The organism is Ilumatobacter fluminis (assembly GCF_004364865.1).
In the GTDB taxonomy this organism is placed as follows: domain Bacteria; phylum Actinomycetota; class Acidimicrobiia; order Acidimicrobiales; family Ilumatobacteraceae; genus Ilumatobacter; species Ilumatobacter fluminis.
Genome location: NZ_SOAU01000001.1, coordinates 3,431,904 through 3,450,077, shown reverse-complemented (window position 1 = coordinate 3,450,077; position 18,174 = coordinate 3,431,904). Strand labels below are relative to the sequence as shown.

Here is an 18,174-nt window from a genome sequence, read left to right as displayed (position 1 = left end):
CCACATCAGCGGAAGGAAACACATGACACAGCGGATGGATGCACGCGCTCTGGCGCGCGTCGGAGCGGCGGCCACGGTCACCGTGATGGGCGGCTCGATCGTCGTCAACGGTCAACCGGTCTCGGCGGCCTCGTTCGAGGTGACCACCCTCGATGCGGTCGGCGCAGGCAGCTTGCACCAAGCGGTCACGGACGCGAACGCCGCAGCGGGCGCAGACTCGATCACCTTCGCCGACGGGCTGAGTGGAGCGATCAACCTCTACGGCACACTTCGGATCACCGACGATCTCGCGATCATCGGACCGGGCACCGACGCGATCACGATCTCGTCGCCCGCCACGGCGCTCTACTTCGGCCAATACGGACAGCCGCTCGTCGGGTCGGTGTCGGGCCTGACGATCAGCGGTGCCGACGGCTCCGGCATCCTGGCCTACGAGACCGATCTCCGCTTGACCGACGTCGTGATCACCGGCAACGACGGCGTCGGCGTTCGCGCCTCGGGTGGTTCGTTCGTCCTCGACGCCGGCACGGTCTCCGACAACGGTGACGGCGGCGTCCGCGTTCGGCGAGCCGACAACATGGCAACGCTCGACACGTCGAGCGGCGGCATGATCATCCGCAACAGCACGATCAGTGGCAACACGGGGTTCATCGGCGGCGGTGTGTACGCCGACGAGATGGACCTGCCCGTCGTCATCGACGACACCGACATCGTCGACAACCGCGTGCTCGCGTCGGGCGGCGGGATCCTGCTCGACGAGATCTACGCACCCGTGTCGATCTCGAATTCGTACATCGCCCGAAACCGCGCCGGGTCGGGCGCCGGCATCGCCGTCGACGAGCTCTACGACACCACGATGACCATCACGGACACCGTGATCACGGGCAACTCCACGATGTCGGCATACGACGAGCCGTACCAGCCCGAGCCGTTCCTGATCGGCCCTGGCTACGCCGGCCCCGGCGGTGGCATCGAGCTGAACGACGTCTACGAGTCGACCGTCACCCTGCAGGGCGTGACGATCACCGACAACGAGGCCGGCAACGGCGGTGGCGTCCACGCCCAAGGCCTCGACGACTCGAGCCTGATCATCCGGGCGTCCACGATCAGCGGCAACACGGCGCAGATGGAAGGTCGCCCCGAATTCTACGAGGGGCCCGGGTACGCCAGCCCGTACGACTTCGGCGGTTCCGGTGGCGGCATCCTGGTCGAGCGCGGCTACGAGAGCTCGTTCGAACTCGTCGAGTCCACGGTCACCGAGAACACGGCCAACAACGGCGCCGGCGTCTCGATCCGCAACAACGACTACCTGTCGGTCGACATCAGTGGTTCGACCGTGTCGAACAACGAGACGGTGCGCATCTCGTATGGGCCGATCTTGTACGGCCCGGTCGGGATGACCGAGGACATCGTGGTCGAGGAGGCTCCGTACGACACCGTCGGCGGCGCCGGAGGTGGCGTCCGTTTCTCCAACAACTCGTACCTCGACGCCGAGATCTCGGGTTCCACGATCGCCGGCAACGTGTCGGGACTCGGCGCCGGTGTGATGATCGACGACTTCCGCCGTCGAGAGGATCCACGAGAGCAGATCGAACAGATCGTCGTCGAGGGGCAACCCGACCTGCACATCGTCGATTCGGTGATCTCCGGCAACCGCGCCGGGGCCGAGTCCGGGCCGCGCCGTGGTTTCTGGATGGGCGGTGGCGTGCTCGCCGGTCAGGTCGACATCGTGATCGAGAACAGCTCGGTCGCCGACAATGTTGCGTTCGAGGGTGCCGGCGTGAATGTGTTCTACGGTTCGGCGTTGATCCACGGGTCGACGATCTCGGGCAACACGGCGCTCTACGACGACGGAGCGATCCAGGCACAGGGCTCGTTCGTCGACGTGCACGACACCTCGATCGTCGACAACGAGTCGGGCGATGACGTCATCAACGTGTACGAGTCGGAGCTCGTCATCACCGACTCCACCATCTCCGGCAACACGGGCGGTGACGAGCTGATCGACGGCTACGAGTCCGCACTCGCCATCCGCCAGACGACGATCGCGTCGAACGACGTGACGGCGCTGATCGACGTGGCCTACGCCTCGCTCGAGGTGACCCAGAGCACCCTGTCGGGCAACACACTGTCCGACGGCGAAGCGATCGACGCCGAGTACGCCGAGGTGACGGTGAACCGGTCGATCATCGCCGGCAACGGTGCGGCCCGTGCGTTCGAGCTGTACGAGTCGAGCCTCGACGTGCGCAACTCGATCCTGCCGACCGTCGAGCAGACCGACGTCATCGGTACCAACCTCGTGTTCGCCGACGATCCCGAACTCGGGCCGCTGCAGGACAACGGTGGCGAGACCGAGACGCGCGAACCGGTGGTCGGTTCGCCGGCGATCGACGCCGGCGGCGACGAGCCGGCCGAGTTCGTCGAAGACCAGCGCGGCGCCACTCGCGTCGTGCGCACGATCGACATCGGTGCCGTCGAGTTCCAGGACGACCCGAACCCGACCACCACGACGACCACCACCACGACGACCACGACCACCACGACGACGACCGTGCCGGACTCGACGCCCGGCGGCGGCCCGTCGATCTCGCCGCTGGCGAACGTGGTCACCAACCCCGGTGGTTCGCTCACGATCCCGTTCACCGTCACCGACCCCGATGACGACGCAGAGTTCGTGATCACCGTCGAGTCCGACCAGCCCGGCCTCTTCACGAACCTGACCACCGGGCCCGGTGGGGGCGACTCGGAGGCCTTCTTCGAGGCGACCGTCGTCGAACGGGTCATCGAGTTGACGGCCGGTCCGGCCCTGGGGACGGCGACGATCACGATCACCGTCAGCGACGGGGATGCGACGGCGACCGAGACCTTCGAGGTCGAGGTGCTCGCCGCCACGCTGCCGCCCACCGGCAGCGACTCGACGAACGGCCTGATCGCCGCCGTCGGAGCGGGCTTGATCGCCCTCGGCGCCGGCGTTCGTCGGACGGCCAAGCGCCAGAGCTGACCCCGTTCGGACGGTCCGACGGACCGTCCGGATCGAACCGTGACCAACCCGGTCGGGAATACCCGACCGGGTTGGTAGGTTTTCGGGTCTATGGCAACCTTTCGAGACCTGCTGACCGCAGCGAAGTCCGAGATCACCGAGATCTCGACCGACACCGCAGCGCAGCACATCGCCGACGGCTACACCGTGCTCGACGTCCGTGAGCCCGACGAATACCAGGAGGGTGCCCTCGCCGGCGCCATCCACATTCCCCGCGGGCACCTCGAGGCCCAGATCGAGAGTCGGATCCCCGACAAGACCACGCCGGTGGTCGTCTACTGCGCCGGTGGGGTTCGTTCGGCGTTCGCCGCCAAGACGATGAACGAGCTCGGCTACGACGTCGTCGAGTCGATGGACGGTGGCTTCGGTCGTTGGAAGGACGAGGGCCGTCCGTGGAAGGCGCCCGTCTCGCTGAACCCCGAGCAGATGAATCGCTACAAGCGGCATCTCCTGCTCCCCGAGGTGGGCGTCGAAGGTCAGGCCAAGCTGCTCGACGCCAAGGTGCTCATGCTCGGAGCCGGCGGACTCGGTTCGCCCGCCGCGATGTACCTCGCGGCCGCCGGCGTCGGCACGATCGGCATCGTCGACATGGACGACGTCGACGCCTCGAACCTGCAGCGTCAGATCCTGCACAACGTCGACCGCATCGGTCACCGCAAGGTCGACTCGGCCAAGCAGACCCTGACGATGCTGAACCCCGACGTCAACGTCGTCACCTACGACACCCGCCTCGATGCGACCAACATCATGGACATCATCGAGGGCTACGACGTGATCGTCGACGGCGCCGACAACTTCCCGAGCCGCTACCTGCTCAACGATGCCTCGGTGAAGCTCGGCATCCCGGTCGTCCACGGCTCGATCTTCCGGTTCGAAGGCATGGTCAGCGTGTTCCACCCGAAGGCCGGCCCGACCTACCGCGACATGGTGCCCGAGCCGCCCCCGGCCGAACTCGCGCCGAGCTGCGCGGAGGCCGGCGTGCTGGGCGTATTGCCCGGCATCGTCGGGTCGATCCAGGCCCTCGAGACCATCAAGGTCATCCTCGACCTCGGCGATCCGCTGATCGGTCGCATCCTGTCGGTCGACACGACCGAGATGGAGTTCCGGGTCTTCAACCTCAAGGCCGACCCCTCCAACGAGGTCACCTGGGACAATCGAGACCGCATCATCGTGCAAGAGCTCGAGGGCCTCTGCGCCCCCGGCCTCGCCCACTGACCGCCCACCCCGGCGCCTCGACGCCCATCCCGCTGGTTCACCCTCGGTGCTTGACGCGTCACGGCACGGACGCGAACATGAAGGATCATTCACATTTCTTCTGGGGGGAAGAACATGACTCGATCCACTCGATCAACCGCGCCTGCATCGACGCGTGCATTCCGTCGTCGCGTGTCGGTGCTGGGGGCACTGGCGCTCGCCGGCCTCACCGGTGTCGTCGCCGGTGCACCGTCGACGTCGTCGGCGGCGCTGCCGACGGCGGCCGTCGCGATGGGCGACAGTTTCATCAGCGGTGAAGGCGCCGGCGCCTACCGAGCCGTGCCGAACGCCGCCGGGGTGCCCCAGGGCGACCCGGGGTTCTCGGCCGCCAACAGCAACGCCTTCTTCTGCCACCGCTCGGCCAACGCCTCGATCGAGGTCGCGAACCTGAGCGGCATCTCGACACGGTTCAACCTCGCCTGTTCGGGCGGTCAGCCGCACGACATGGCCAACCCGTCGTCGGCACGTGCGAGCGGGCGCGACGTCGCATCGCAGATCGACCAGCTCCGCGCCGTCGCGCAGACCCACGACATCGACCTCGTCCTGATCGGGCTCGGGTCGAACAACTCCTCGTTCACGTTCGGTTCCGCTGCCGCCGAGTGCGCCGGGCGGTTCATCTCCGACGCCTGGATCGGCTGGTGGGAGTTCTGGGTGCCGCTCGCCAGCTGGTGGGAGGGCGAGCCCGTCCCGAGCGAAGACCCGTGCACCGACAACGACCTCGCCACCTCGGCCGAACTCGCGGCGGCCACCGACGAGACCGCAGCCGCGGTTGCGCAGATCCTGGCCGTGCTCGACGAGGTCGACGCCGACGGACAGCACCGCGTCGTGCTGCAGGATTACACGAACCCGCTCCCGCACGACTTCGACGACAAGTTCTACAAAGAGAAGCGTCGCACCGACACCCGCGACAAGTTCCGTGCCCTCGGCGCCGAACGCTACGCCGGCGGGTGCCCGGCGCACCGGGCGTCGCTGGCTCCGGCCCACCGCTTCTCGGCCAACCTCGGCACCATGGTCGAGGATGTGTTCGGACGGATGACGACCCAGTTCCCGGGCGACGATCTCGCCTACCTGAACGTGCAGCAGGCGTTCGACGGCGCCCGCCTGTGCGAGCAGTCGAACAGCCCGAGCGGCACGCTCGCGACACCGGTGCGCGTCACGAACTCGTCGGGTGCCTACATCACCAGCATCTCCGGCTACGACAAGAACGACATCAACCGACTGTTCGCCGACTGTGAGTCGTTCTTCCAGCGCTGCCAGGAGAGCTGGCACCCCAATGCCGCAGGCCATGCGGCGCTCGGTCAGTGTCTCGCAGGAGCGTGGGCCACGACCGACGATCGTGTCACGTGCGCGAGGCAGTCGAACGGTGCGATCCTGGTGACATCGAGCTGAAGTCGACACCGCAGCAGAGCCGGTCGAGGGACACCCTCGACCGGCTCGTCGCGGCCGCCGACGTCGAGTTCGCCCGACACGGGCTGGCCGGAGCGACGACGACCGCGATCGCCGAACGGGCCGGCGTGTCGGTCGGCGCGCTCTACCGCTTCTTCGACGACAAGCGAGCGATCGCCGACGCCCTGGCGCAGCGCTATCTGGACGATGCTGCCCACGCCTTCGCCGCCGTGCTCGACGCCGCCGGCGACGACCGCGACATCGACGCCACGGTCCGCAGCCTCGTCCGCTGCGCAGCCGAACTCCAGCGTGCGCACGCCGGCTACTACCGACTCGCGCAAGACCTCCGACCCGACGGTGACGACTCGCCCGGACGTGTCGTGCGCACCGCGCTCGTCGACACGTTCGTCGAACGACTCGGCCTGCTCGGCCTGCTCGGCCAGCGCGCTCCGAGCGGCCCGAAAGGCTCCTCGCCCGACACCGCCGACGCACGCGACGTCATCGAGCTGATCGTCGAGACGGTCCGACACACACTCGTCGTCCACCCACCCTCGTCGCCCGGTCGGGAGGCGGCGCTCGCCGAGCTCGAGACGATGGTCGCCGCCTACGCGGCGGCACGGCTCGGGTCGTCGTGATGCTCGCGTCTACGGTGCGCGTCCATGGGGATCGAGATCGAACCGACGGGGCAGGTGTGCGGGGCACTGGTGCGAGGGGTCGATCTGACCCGTCCCCTCGACGACACGACGATCGCCGACATCCGGATGGCATGGCTCGAACATCACGTCCTGTCGTTCCCCGACCAGCAGCTCGGTGACGACGACCTCGAACGCTTCACCCTCGCCTTCGGTCCCTTCGGCGACGACCCGTTCATCGCGCCGGTCGACGGCCGGGAGCACGTCATCGCCATCTCTCGTCGCGCCGACGAGACGGCGCCCTTGTTCGCGGAGAACTGGCACAGCGACTGGAGCTTCCAGGAGCGCCCGCCGGCCGGCACCTGCCTCTACGGCATCACCATCCCGCCGCATGGTGGCGACACGCTCTACGCCGACCAGCACGCCGCGCTCGACGCGATGCCCGACGCGTTGCGTCAACGGCTCGAGGGCAAGCAGGCCGTCCACTCGGCTCGCGGAGGGTACGCGCCGAGCGGCATGTACGGCGACGACGACCAGCAGACCGACCGCAGCATGTCGATCCGGCCGAGTGAGTCGGCGATGGCGACGCAACTGCACCCGATCATCCGCCCGCACCCCGAGACGGGGCGGCTCGGCCTGTTCGGCTGCATCGGTTACATCATCGGGATCGACGGGATGAGCGGCGACGACGAGCGCGACCTGCTGTTCGAGATGTACGCGTGGCAGACCCGTGACGAGTTCGTGTACCGGCACCGGTGGGAGCCCGGCATGTTGACGATGTGGGACAACCGGTCGGTGCTGCACAAGGCGACCGGTGGCTACGACGGCTACGACCGCCTGCTCCACCGGACCACCATCGGCGCCGCCTGAGCGTCGCAGCAGCAGCCGGGGGTGAGTGCGGCCCGGGTGCTCGGTTTCCGCCGAAACCCGAGCACCCGAGCGCACTCACGATCGCCGTACCAGGTTCCCGTGGTGAGGCCGGCGATCGGACCGTGTCATCGTGCACGAGGGGCGTGAACGGAGCGTGAACCGCTCACGACAGATGTCCGACGACGTCGAGCAGGAAGTGGGTCGCGGCATGCGTACGCAGGCACAACGTGCCACTCGGTGACAGTTTCACGATCGCGTTGTTCGCCCTCACGGTGCCGGCGGTGTAGTTGATGTTGCTGGCGTTCGGCACCTCGCCGCAGGGGTAGATCGTGGCGTGGCCGGGCCCGTCGGGGCGGATCACCGCCAGGTTCACGATCGCGGCCGTCGCGTCGGCCGGGACCCCGCCGCGACCGGCGATCGGGATCTCGATCGTGTCGCCCGCCCCGAGCGGGCCGAGGTTCGAACGTTTCCCGTCGAAGGTGTCCTCGGGACGGGAGTCGGCGTACCGAGCCGGTGTCTGCGTCGAGATCGTCGGACCGGCTGCCACGAACCCGGCCACGTCGACGAGGACGTGGCTCGTCGCGTGGGTGTACACGCAGATCGACCCACGGTCGGACAACCGCGCGATGGCGCCGTTCGGCACCACCTCGCCGGGTCCGTAGTTGACGTGGGACGCCGTCGGCCGGTCGTCGCACGGATGGATCGTGGCGTGCCCGTTCGCTGCCGGACCGACCATCGTCAGGTTGACGACCGCAGCGACGGCGTTTGCCGGCACCTCGCCGCGTCCGCCGATCCGGATCTCCCACTCCGTGCCGCCGACGATCGGTCCGACGTCGGAGAACGTCCCGTCGAACGTGTCCTGCGGCCTCGAATCGGCGTAGCGGGCAGGGTCGATCGTCGTCAACGGTGTCGACCCGGGTACGTAGCCGTTGATGTCGAGCACGTAGTGGCTCGTGGCGTGGGAGTGGATGCACAGATCGCCGTCCGCCGAGAGCGGGACGACGGTCGAGTTCGCGACCACGTCGCCCGGTGCGTAGTTGAGGTGCGACGCCGTCGGCACCGACCCGCACGGATAGAGCGTGGCGTGACCCGGGCCCTGGGGTCCGACCGCGGTCAGGTTGGCGACGACGCCGGCGGCACCCGAAGGGACGTCGCCGCGGCCGGCGATGCGCACCGTGAGCGATGTTCCGGCCCGCACCGCGCCGAGGTCGCGGAACGCCCCGTCGACGGTGTCCTGCGGCCGCGTGTCGGCGAAGCGGGCGGGGTCGATCGGCACGATGGCGGCGTCGGGCTCGTCGACCGGTGCCGCCGATGGCGTCACCGGCGCGGACGGGGCCGAGGGCGTCGACGTGCCCGCCCGGTTCGTGGCGGTGACCCGGAACGTGTACGCCGTCCCGCCGTCGAGGCCGGTGACGGTGCACGAGGCGCCCGAGCTGGTGCACGACTTCCCGCCGGGCGACGCCGTGGCGCGGTACGACGTGATGTCGGCGCCGCCGTCGTGTGCCGGGGGCGTCCACGAAACGGTGGCCCGCTCCACGCCGGCGACGGCGTTCACCCCCAGGGGCGCGCCCGGAAGGTGCGGCGCGATGTCGACGACGAACGCCTCGGCGCCGTGGACGGGATGTTCGGCGCCGAAGTAGAGGGTGTCGTGGGCGACCGTGAGGCCGTACGGGAACGACGGATACGAACCCGGGTACACGTCGGCGATGAGTTCCGTCCCGGCGGCGGTCCCGTCCGTGCGCCACAGCTCGGTGTTCTCGCTGCCCTTGCGGAGATAGACGTGCCGGTCGGTCGAGACCATGTCGTTCGCGAACTGCGCGTCGCTGACCGTTTCGACGATGCCGTGTTCCGGCGAGTACAGGATCAGATCCGAACCGCCGTTGATCACCAGGGGGCCGGAGGGCCCCTCGGACACGCTGTCGGCGCGATACATCGACAGGTGAGGCAGCGGGGCTGCGGTCGGGAGCCGGGTCGGGTTCTCACCGCCGGGCAACGCCCACACCGAGTCGACCCCGCCGTCCTGCGTGGTGACGTACAACGTGTCGCCGATGGCGGTCAGACCGGTCACGTCCTCGCCGCCCGGCCCGGAGGTGACGGTGGTGCCGGCGATCGTGCCGTCGGTCGTGATCATCTGCCGCTCGACGGTGACCGCGAAGCCGGTGTCTTCCACGACGGCGATGTTCGAGTCGATGCCGAAGCCGTCACTCGTGCCGCTCGCTGCATCGGTGAGGCGGGTGGCGGAGGTGGCGTCGGCGAACCAGAGCTCTCGCCCGTGCGTGGCGGTGTCGCCGAGCAACAGGACCCCTCCCGGGAGTGGCTCCATCTGCGAAGCGCTGAGGTCGGCGATCTCGAACGTACCGGTGTCGGTCCCGTCCGTTCGCCACAGGGCGTTCGCATCGAGCCGGTTCGCGAAGAACAGGAGGCCGAGGTCGTCGGACGCCCCGACCTGGTCGGGCCACGACCGAGCGACCGCGACCTCGTCGCGGTTGCCGATCGGCGTGATCGTGGCGCCGTCGGTCGAGAACAGGTCGAAGAAGGCGCCGTCCTGCAGCGCCGTGAACAACACGACACCGTCGAGCACCCCCAACACCTGTGGGCTCGCGTCGCCTGCCTCGTTCAGGTCGTCGATGATTTCGACGGTGCCGGCAGACCGGTCATGGACGTACAGCTCGTAGCCGTCGGTCGGATGTGTGGCGGAGAAGATCACGTCGTCGCCGAGCGCCGTGAAGTCGCCGGGCCAGGCGTCGCCGGTCGCCGGGTTCGGCGTGCCGACCGAGCGGTAGCGGTCGAGCAGGGTGCCGATGACCCCGAACTGGTCGCCCGCGACCGTCGATCGGGCGAGAGCGAACGTGTCCGTTGCGATTGCCGTCATCGAGCGAGCGTGGTCGCCGTCGTCGTCGGTGGGCGTCACCGTCACCGTCGTGCCGTCGACCACGTGGAGTCGATCGCCGGACGCCGTGGTCGCCCAGAACAGCCCGGCGCTGCCATCGGTCGACGCTGTGAACCCCGCTGGGAACGACCCGGCGACGCCAGGGTTGAGATCGCCGAGCGAGGTGAGGGTGCCCGTCGACGGGTCGAGGTGCCATGGTTCGAGCCCCTCACCGTCGTCCCAGCCGGTGAGGAACGCGCCGTCGCCGTACTGCACCGGCGAGTCGTTCGGGACGAACGTCGCCGACACCTGCGAGGGAAGGGCGCCGTTGTCGGCGATCCGGTACAGCCGGTCGGGTCCCCCGAACTTGACCACGAGGTACTCCTGCGGTCCGTCGGTGATCGTCCGCATCCAGTCGACGTCGGTCGGAGCGAGTGTCTCGTGGTCCTGCAGCATGGTCGCCGCGGACGCGCCACTATCGGGGATGCGATGAAACGCACCGTTGAACTCGGTGAAGTACACGGCGCCGTCGGCGAAGGCGATCTGGTTGATGTACGTGTCACCGCTGCCGTTCAGGTCGATCGCATCGACCACGCCGGCCGGCGTCACCCGCACCAGTTCGTTGCCGGCGGCCGGGGTCTCCGCCTCGAGGAACAGGGTGCCGTGTCGGTCCACGGTCAGGACGTCCGGCGTCGACGAACTCCCGCCCGGGTAGATCTCGATCGTCGTGAGCGTGCCGTCGCCGTCGAACCGGATCAGCTCCTGGCCGGTCGCCGGGGAGGTGCCGGTGACGTAGCCGAACGTTCCGGCGCTCACCAGGTTGCGGTGGTCGATGTCCCAACCCGAGCCCAGCCAGTCGGTCCCGCTCACCGTTCCGTCGCTCGTGTACAAACGCGAGGTGCCACCCACCACGGCGACGAAGAAGAACGTGTCGTCGACGACGGTGGTGGCCCTGATGTCGCTGTCGTCCCACCCCTCACTGAGATCGTGCACCATCGAGATCTCGTCGTCGGCGATCGAATACGCCCACAGTTCACGTCCGAACTCGACGCTGCCACGGGCCTCGAAGAAGACGTGGGTCGACGTCGCCGTCAGGTGGTCGATCTCGGCGTCGACCGGCAGGCCGTGGATGTCGGACAGGAGCTCGACGACCGGCGGGTCGTGGTCGGCGAGCGCGGTGCCGTTCGGCGCCGACATCGTCGACAGCACGGTCGACGTGACGACCAGAGCGGTACCGAGCAGGATGGCGGCGGTTCGACGCATGCGTCCAGGGTGCAAGACCCGGCGGTGGTGCCACACCCGGCCAGCGGTAGGCACCGGGTAAGGACAGCCGTACCCCGCCGGTCCGGGTAGCGGGCACGACCGCTCCGGCCGCCACTGGTACCGTCGCCGACGTGTCCACCGTCCGTCTCGTCGTCGCCGAGGACAACCTGCTCGTTCGTGAGGGACTGGTGAGCCTGCTGTCCACGGTCTCCGATCTCGACGTCGTGGCGACGTGCGCGTCGCTGCCCGAGCTGATCGAGACGGTCGATCGTCACGACCCCGACGTCTTGCTGACCGACATCCGGATGCCCCCCGATCACAACGACGAGGGCATTCGCGCTGCCGAACAGTTGCGCACGACCCACCCCGACGTCGGCGTGGTCGTCCTCTCCCAGTTCGTCGAGCCGTCCTACGCGCTCGCCCTGCTCGATGCGGGTACCAAGGGGCGCGGCTACGTGGTCAAGGATCGGATCGACGAGCTCGATCGTCTGGCCGACGCGATTCGCACGGTGCACGCCGGCGGCTCGTTCATCGACGACATGGTCGTCGACGCCCTGGTCCGGTCGCGGACCCGCATGGTCGACTCACCGCTCGAAGTGCTGACCGATCGCGAACGCGACGTGCTCGGCGAGATGGCGACGGGTGCCACGAACAATGTGATCGCCGAACGACTGGGTGTGAGCGCGCATGCGATCGAGAAGCACTCGAACATGATCTTCACCAAGCTCGGCCTGGCCGAGGACCCGGAGGTCAACCGGCGGGTGAAGGCGGTGCTGGTGTTCCTGGCCGGGAGCGGCACCACCGCCGACGCAGCCTCATGACCGTCGACACCGCCGTGCCCTCGAACGGCACCGACGTCGTCCGGCTCCGCAACGTCATCCTGGCCGATGCGGTGCTCGCGTTCGCGGCCGGCTGTTTCACCGTCGCCATGTCGTTGACGGTCGTCCGCATCGGCTGGCTGCTGGCAATCGGGCTGTTCGTCGTGCTGACGTCACTGGTGATCGCGTCCGCGATCCTTCCGCTGCGCCGGAATCGGGTGTTCGAATCGGTGATGATCTTCGCCGTCGCCAACTGGGTCGTGGCGATCGCCGCTGCGGCGGTGGCGACGTTCGCGTGGCCGCTCCAGATGGTGTCCTGCCTGTTGCCGAGCCTCGTTGCAGCCTCGTTCGTGGCCGCCGACCGCCTGTGGTGGTTCGTGGTCCCGTCGTTCTTCGTGTCGGCGGCCGTGGTGGCCGCCGGCGTGTTGCAGGACTTCACCGGGCTCACCGACGAGGTGCCGGAGTGGCTCCAGACCGGCATCCTGCTCGTTGCGGCACCGGGTTTCGGCGCCGTCATGGTGTTCGTCGCGTTGCAGCACCACTTCAACCTGACCCACGCGCTCGAGGAAGAGCGGATCCTCCGAGCCGACCTCGCCGTCCAGACCGACGAGCTGCGCCGGTCCCGGCAGCGCGTCGTTGCCGCGACCGACCGGGAGCGGCGCCGGATCGAACGCGATCTCCACGACGGTGCGCAGTCGCGCCTCGTCGGCATCAATCTGCAGCTCGCTCGCGTCCGTACCGAACTCCGCACCGATGTCGACGCCGCCGACGACGGTCTGGCGGCGGTCCGCCAGGAGGTTCACCGGGCTCACGCCGAGCTGCGCGACCTCGCACACGGGCTGTACCCGTCGGTGCTGACCCAGCACGGGCTGGCCGCAGCGATCGAGGCGGCGGCCGACCGCAGCCCGACACCGGTGCGACTCGACATCGGCGCCGTCGGTCGGCTCCCCGCCGACCGCGAGGCGGCGGTGTACTTCTGCCTGCTCGAAGCGCTCCACAACGCCGACAAGTACGCCCAGGCGTCGACCGTCGAGATCCGGCTCCGGCGTACCGGTGACGGTGACGCCGCCGTCGTCGTCTTCGAGGTCGTCGACGACGGCGTCGGATTCGACGTCGTCGCCGCCCGGCTCGACGGCGGACAGGGGCTCACCAACCTCGCCGACCGGCTCGGCGCGGTGACGGGCACACTCGAGATCGAATCGTCCGGCGGTGCCGGGACGACGGTCCGTGGCACGGTGCCGGTCGGCTGACGAGCTCAGCTCGGTTCGGGCACGGCGACGATCTCGTCACGTTCTTGCACCGCAACGCCGATCAGCACCAAGCCGATACCCAGGAGATCGAGACCTGACGGGGTCTGGCCGAGCAGGAGCCAGCCGACGAACACCGCCGTGACCGGCAGGGTGGCGAGCAGCACGCTGAATCGTCGGATCGGGATGCGACGCAACACGTACTGATCGATGCCGTAGCCGATCGCGTTCGAGAACACGCCCGTCGCACAGCACAGGAGCAGCAGGGTGGGGGAGACCCACACCGGTCCGCTCCACGGCGCTCCCGCCGGTGCGATCACGATCGAACCGATCGCCAGCCCGACGCCGAGCCCGGCGACACCGGATCGCACCTGGGCCACCTTCGATCCGAAGACGATGTACGCCGCCCACATCGCCGACGAGATCAGGATGAACACGACACCGAGGGTGTTGTCACCGATCTCGACACCGCCGAGCGTGACGACGCCGATCACCGCCAGCACCAGGGCGAAGCCGTTCCGAGCCGAGCGGGTCATGGCGGCGGCGACCGCGATCGGACCCAGGAACTCGATCGCGACGCTCTTGCCCAGGTCGATCCGTGCGATGCCCAGGTAGAAGAACAGGTTCATGAGCGCCGTGGCGGTGCCGAACACGCCGGCGCCGATCAGATCGCGCTTGGTCCAACCTCGATGGAAGCCGGGCGAGATGGCGAGCAGCGCGATCGCCGCGCCGATGACACGGAACCAGGCGACCGTCTGCGGCTCGACCTCGTCGAACACGGTGACGGCGATCGCCGCACCGATGTACTGCGACAACGCCGACACGACGAACAGCGCCTCGGGCGGTGCCGTCGAGAGGATTCGGCTGGATCGGCGCACGGCTGGATCATGGCCGCTCGGACCCCTCGATGTCATGATCGATTCGAGATCCGTCGGCGTCACGACCCGTCGGGAGCGCGAACCGTGGGGTCAGACCGCGTGGCAGGCGACACGATGACCGGGTTCGTCCCCGACGTCTCGCCCGTCGTCGATGCCGTCGGACGGCCCGAGCGCGACGTCGACGCCTCGGCAACGGTCCTCGATGCCGAGCCGTCCCGCCTCGCCGCTCGCCACGACCGGACACCGTGGATGGAACCGGCACCCGCTCGGGATCCGGCGCGGATCGGGCGTCTCGCCGACCAGGATCTGCTGCTCCATCCGCTGCATCTCCGGCACGACCGACAGCAGCGCTCGCGTGTAGGGATGCTTCGGGTCGTCGAGCACCTGTTCCGTCGGGCCGATCTCGACGATCCGACCGAGGTACATGACGGCGATCCGGTCGGCGATGTTCCAGGCCAGCCCGAGGTCGTGGGTCACCGCGACGATGGACAGCCCGGTCTCGTCGACCAGCGAGCGCATGAGCGCGAGGATCTCGCCGCGGATCGACGCGTCGAGCGATGCGACGGGTTCGTCGGCGAGCAGCAGCCTCGGCTCCATCACCATGGCGCCGGCGACGACCACGCGTTGTCGCTGTCCTCCCGACACCTCGTGCGGGTAGCGCTCGAGGAACCGTTCGGCCGGACGCAGCCCGGCTCGTTCGAGCGCGTCGGTGACCTTCGCCGTTTCGTCGCCGCGATCGCGACGGATGCGCAGCCCCTCGGCCACGATCTCGTGGATCGTCTGGCGCGGGTTGAGCGCACCCGTCGGATCCTGGAACACCATCTGGACGTCGCGTCGGCCGGAACGGCGCGACCGCCCCACCTGCTCACCGTCGATCTCGATCGTGCCGTCGCTGAGCGGCTGCAGCCCCTGGATCGCCCGGACCAGCGTCGTCTTCCCCGATCCCGATTCGCCGACCAGGGCCAGCACCTCGCCGGCCTCGACGTCGATTGAGACGCCGTCGACGGCGCGAGCGTCGCCGAATCGGACGACGGCATCGGTGACGCGGACCACGGTCGTGTTCATGTCGGGTCCTCGACGAGCAGACAGGCCGCGCGGCGAGCATCGCCGGCGGGGGACAGTTCGGGTGCGTGGGCGCGGCACCGATCCTCGGCGAGCGCGCAACGAGGATGGAACGGGCAGCCGGTGGGCAGATGCGCCGGGTCGGGCGGGTCGCCTCCGAGCCCGCTCGGGTTCATGCGCGACGCCGGATCGCCGATCGTCGGGAATGCGGCGGCCAGCCCGGACGTGTAGGGGTGCCGCGGGCTGTGGAACAGCTCGCCGCTGCGTCCCTCCTCGACGATCCGGCCGGCGTACATGACGGCGAGGTCGTCGCACACGTCGGTGAGCACCGACAGGTCGTGGGTGATGAAGATCATCGACAGGCCGCGTTCGACTCGAAGACGGGCGAGCAGCGCCAACACTTGGGCCTGCACCATCACATCGAGCGCCGTGGTCGGCTCGTCGGCGATCAGCAGGCTCGGGTCGCACGCCAACGCCATCGCGATCAGGACGCGTTGGCGTTGACCGCCGGAGAGCTGGTGCGGGTACGCCGAAGCCCGGTCGCCCGGCAGGCCGACCTGTTCGAGCAACTCGGCGACGCGGGTGGCGGCCGCCCGTTTCGACGGCTGGGTGCGGTGCAGCAGCATCGGTTCGGAGATCTGGGCGCCGATGCGTTGCACGGGGTTGAGGGCGTGCAATGCACCTTGGAACACGATCGCCCCTTCGGTCCACCGCACGGCACGGAGTGCTCCCGGCTTCATCGCGAGCACGTCCTGTCCGTGCAGGAGCACCGAGCCGTCGACGGTGGTGCCGGCGGGGAGGAGCCGCAAGATGGCGTTCGCCATTGTCGACTTGCCGCACCCCGACTCGCCGGCCAGGCCCAGCGAGGCGCCCCGCTCGAGTTCGAACGACACGCCGCGAACGGCGGGCAGGTCGCCCGACCGTGCGTGGTACGTGACGCGGAGATCGTCGACGAGCAATAGCGGGCCGTCGGTCATCGGCGTCCCGCCAGTCTCGGGTCGGCGATCTGCTCGAGGGTCTGACCGATCAGCGTGAATGCCAGGACGACCAGCAGGATCCCGACGCCGGCGGGCGTGAAGTACCACCAGGCGCGGAGCGTCAGGGCCCCGTTCTCGAACGCCTCCACGAGGGTCTTGCCCCATGACGGGTTGCGCGGGTCGCCCAGACCGAGGAACGACAGCGTCGTCTCGGTGAGGATCGAGATCGGCACGGCGAGCGTCGCCGTGGCCAGGATGAGACCGCTCACGTTCGGCATGATGTGGCGGAACACGATGTGAGCGTTCGAGGCGCCGAGTGACCGGGCCCGGTCGACGAACAGGCGCTGCTTGACCGTCAGCACCTGCGCTCGGACGAGTCGAGCGGTCGACGGCCACGACGTCACCCCGATCACGAAGATGATGTTCCAGACCGAACGCCCGAGCACCGACGCGAGCACGATCGCGAGCGGGAGGAACGGGATGACGAGGAACCACTCGGTGATCCGCATCAGCACGCTGTCGGTGCGTCCGCCGACGAAGCCGGCGACGACACCGACGAAGGCACCGAGCGTGATCGTCACGACCGTGGCGGCCAACCCGACGAAGAGCGAGATCCGGCTTCCCCACACGAACTGGGTCCACACGTCTCGGCGGAGGTAGTCGGTGCCGAGCGGTGGGTGTTCGCCCGGCGACGCCCACTGGGGGACCCCGTCGGCGCGGGCCACTGCAGTGTCGAGTCCGGATCGGTCGGCGATCAGGGGCGCGGCGAGTGCGATCGCGACGAACACGAGCAGGATGAGGAGACCGATCCGGCCGGGTCGTGACGCCCAGAACCGGCGCGTGAACGTGCCCATCGCTCGCCGCCGCCGTGCCCATGTCGGGTTCCGCACCGTCACGGCGCTCACGACGGCCGCACCCGTGGGTCGAGCCAGACGTAGAGCAGGTCGGCGACGAGGTTGAAGAAGATGACTGCCGCGCTGAAGAGCAGGAACAGCGCCTGGAGCACGGGGAGGTCCGGTCCGCGGATCGCGTCGGTGGTGGCGCGTCCGAGACCGGGCCACGAGAAGACCGTCTCGACGGCGATGGCGCCGGACAGCACGAAGCCCAGGTTGATCGCGGCGAGCGTGACGATCGGTAGGAGGGCGTTGGGGACCGCATGACGCCGTCGGACCATCACATCGCGGAGGCCCTTCGCCCTGGCGACGGTCAGGTAGTCCTCGCCCATCACGTCGAGCAGCGCCGAGCGGGCCACGATCGCGTACTCGCCGAGGTAGGCGAGTGTCAGGGTGAGCGCCGGCAGGAACAGGTGTTTCGCGGTGTCGGCCCACGCCGCGATGCCCGTGGCATCGGATCGGAGGTCGGACATCCCGCCGACCGGGAACCACGGCAGGACGACGGCGAAGGCGTACAGCAACAGCATGCCGAGCCAGAAGTCGGGCATGGAATAGAAGACCATCGTCGACGACGTGATCGAGTAGTCGGTCGCCGAACCGCGACGCCAGGCGGCGATGAAGCCGGCCACGACACCGATCACCATCGACAGGATCGCCGAGACCCCCACGAGCAGCACGGTGGGCCAGATCTTGCCCTGGATGTCGTCCCACACCGGCTGACGGGTCTGGAACGAGAGCCCGAAGTCGAGCTGTGCCGTCTGCCGCAGGTACAGCAGGAACTGTTTCCAGGTCGGTTCGTCGAGTCCGAAGTCGCTGCGGAGCTGCTCGACCTTGTCGGTCGGCACCCGGCTGCCGCGCAGCAGGCTGCCGAACGGGTCGTCGGCGACGACGCGGAACAGGAAGAAGTTGATGACTAGGACGAACAGCAGGGTGCTGAACGCCCCGATCACCTTCTTCGTGACGTAGGCGGCGTTCATCGCCGCTC

General features: G+C 68.8%; 13 protein-coding genes. 7 read left to right on the top strand and 6 right to left on the bottom strand.

Translation table 11 applies throughout. From position 1 onward, the window contains the following. Positions 1–34: 34 nt before the first annotated feature. The 5 genes from BDK89_RS15615 to BDK89_RS15595 all read left to right on the top strand — a co-directional run bounded on the left by BDK89_RS15615 (position 35) and on the right by BDK89_RS15595 (position 7,182). Complete coding sequence (locus BDK89_RS15615; protein WP_166657617.1) at positions 35–3,001, top strand: right-handed parallel beta-helix repeat-containing protein; 2,967 nt, start codon at positions 35–37, stop codon at positions 2,999–3,001. A 90-nt stretch (positions 3,002–3,091) separates the two neighbouring features. Beyond that, entirely contained in the window at positions 3,092–4,255 is a 1,164-nt protein-coding gene (gene moeB / locus BDK89_RS15610; RefSeq protein WP_133869835.1) for a molybdopterin-synthase adenylyltransferase MoeB, read from the top strand. 114 nt (positions 4,256–4,369) lie between these two features. Further along, a complete protein-coding gene (locus tag BDK89_RS15605; RefSeq protein ID WP_133869834.1) occupies positions 4,370–5,683 on the top strand; it encodes an SGNH/GDSL hydrolase family protein in 1,314 nt (437 codons plus the stop codon). Beyond that, entirely contained in the window at positions 5,638–6,315 is a 678-nt protein-coding gene (locus BDK89_RS15600) for a TetR/AcrR family transcriptional regulator (protein ID WP_133869833.1), read from the top strand. Before BDK89_RS15605 ends, BDK89_RS15600 begins: the two co-directional genes overlap by 46 nt. A gap of 24 nt (positions 6,316–6,339) precedes the next feature. After that, positions 6,340–7,182: a TauD/TfdA dioxygenase family protein gene (locus tag BDK89_RS15595; RefSeq protein ID WP_133869832.1), complete on the top strand. Its 843-nt coding sequence runs from the start codon at positions 6,340–6,342 to the stop codon at positions 7,180–7,182. 163 nt (positions 7,183–7,345) lie between these two features. Here the strand turns inward: BDK89_RS15595 and BDK89_RS15590 are convergent, their stop codons facing one another. Next, positions 7,346–11,314 (bottom strand): fibronectin type III domain-containing protein, encoded by a 3,969-nt coding sequence (locus tag BDK89_RS15590; RefSeq protein ID WP_133869831.1) that lies wholly within the window; start codon positions 11,312–11,314, stop codon positions 7,346–7,348. A 131-nt stretch (positions 11,315–11,445) separates the two neighbouring features. On the opposite strand from BDK89_RS15590, the gene BDK89_RS15585 reads away from it, so the two are divergent. Next, positions 11,446–12,135, top strand: coding sequence for a response regulator transcription factor (locus tag BDK89_RS15585; protein ID WP_133869830.1), 690 nt, complete (start codon positions 11,446–11,448; stop codon positions 12,133–12,135). Continuing rightward, positions 12,132–13,382, top strand: coding sequence for a sensor histidine kinase (locus BDK89_RS15580; RefSeq protein ID WP_133869829.1), 1,251 nt, complete (start codon positions 12,132–12,134; stop codon positions 13,380–13,382). Before BDK89_RS15585 ends, BDK89_RS15580 begins: the two co-directional genes overlap by 4 nt. A gap of 5 nt (positions 13,383–13,387) precedes the next feature. On the opposite strand, the gene BDK89_RS15575 is transcribed toward BDK89_RS15580, so the two are convergent. The 5 genes from BDK89_RS15575 to BDK89_RS15555 all read right to left on the bottom strand — a co-directional run bounded on the left by BDK89_RS15575 (position 13,388) and on the right by BDK89_RS15555 (position 18,166). Further along, entirely contained in the window at positions 13,388–14,257 is an 870-nt protein-coding gene (locus BDK89_RS15575) for an EamA family transporter (protein ID WP_166657616.1), read from the bottom strand. 90 nt (positions 14,258–14,347) lie between these two features. After that, the gene (locus BDK89_RS22475) at positions 14,348–15,322 is read right to left on the bottom strand and encodes an ABC transporter ATP-binding protein (protein WP_133869827.1); all 975 of its coding nucleotides are present in this window, start codon (positions 15,320–15,322) and stop codon (positions 14,348–14,350) included. After that, the gene (locus BDK89_RS15565) at positions 15,319–16,296 is read right to left on the bottom strand and encodes an ABC transporter ATP-binding protein (protein WP_243839186.1); all 978 of its coding nucleotides are present in this window, start codon (positions 16,294–16,296) and stop codon (positions 15,319–15,321) included. The genes BDK89_RS22475 and BDK89_RS15565 overlap by 4 nt, the downstream gene beginning before the upstream one ends. Beyond that, positions 16,293–17,150 carry an ABC transporter permease gene (locus BDK89_RS22200; protein WP_133869825.1) on the bottom strand — a complete coding sequence of 286 codons (858 nt, stop codon included), beginning with the start codon at positions 17,148–17,150 and terminating at the stop codon, positions 16,293–16,295. Before BDK89_RS22200 ends, BDK89_RS15565 begins: the two co-directional genes overlap by 4 nt. A gap of 47 nt (positions 17,151–17,197) precedes the next feature. Further along, on the bottom strand, positions 17,198–18,166 hold the full coding sequence (locus tag BDK89_RS15555) for an ABC transporter permease (protein WP_133869824.1): 969 nt from the start codon (positions 18,164–18,166) through the stop codon (positions 17,198–17,200). Positions 18,167–18,174 lie beyond the last annotated feature (8 nt).

Coding starts and splice junctions, on each gene's coding strand:
- BDK89_RS15580 (WP_133869829.1), top strand. CDS start 12,132: ATGACCGTCGACACCGCCGTGCCCTCGAACGGCACCGACGTCGTCCGG.
- BDK89_RS22475 (WP_133869827.1), bottom strand. CDS start 15,322: ATGAACACGACCGTGGTCCGCGTCACCGATGCCGTCGTCCGATTCGGC.
- moeB (WP_133869835.1), top strand. CDS start 3,092: ATGGCAACCTTTCGAGACCTGCTGACCGCAGCGAAGTCCGAGATCACC.
- BDK89_RS15565 (WP_243839186.1), bottom strand. CDS start 16,296: ATGACCGACGGCCCGCTATTGCTCGTCGACGATCTCCGCGTCACGTAC.
- BDK89_RS15555 (WP_133869824.1), bottom strand. CDS start 18,166: ATGAACGCCGCCTACGTCACGAAGAAGGTGATCGGGGCGTTCAGCACC.
- BDK89_RS15615 (WP_166657617.1), top strand. CDS start 35: ATGGATGCACGCGCTCTGGCGCGCGTCGGAGCGGCGGCCACGGTCACC.
- BDK89_RS15590 (WP_133869831.1), bottom strand. CDS start 11,314: ATGCGTCGAACCGCCGCCATCCTGCTCGGTACCGCTCTGGTCGTCACG.
- BDK89_RS15605 (WP_133869834.1), top strand. CDS start 4,370: ATGACTCGATCCACTCGATCAACCGCGCCTGCATCGACGCGTGCATTC.
- BDK89_RS15595 (WP_133869832.1), top strand. CDS start 6,340: ATGGGGATCGAGATCGAACCGACGGGGCAGGTGTGCGGGGCACTGGTG.
- BDK89_RS22200 (WP_133869825.1), bottom strand. CDS start 17,150: ATGGGCACGTTCACGCGCCGGTTCTGGGCGTCACGACCCGGCCGGATC.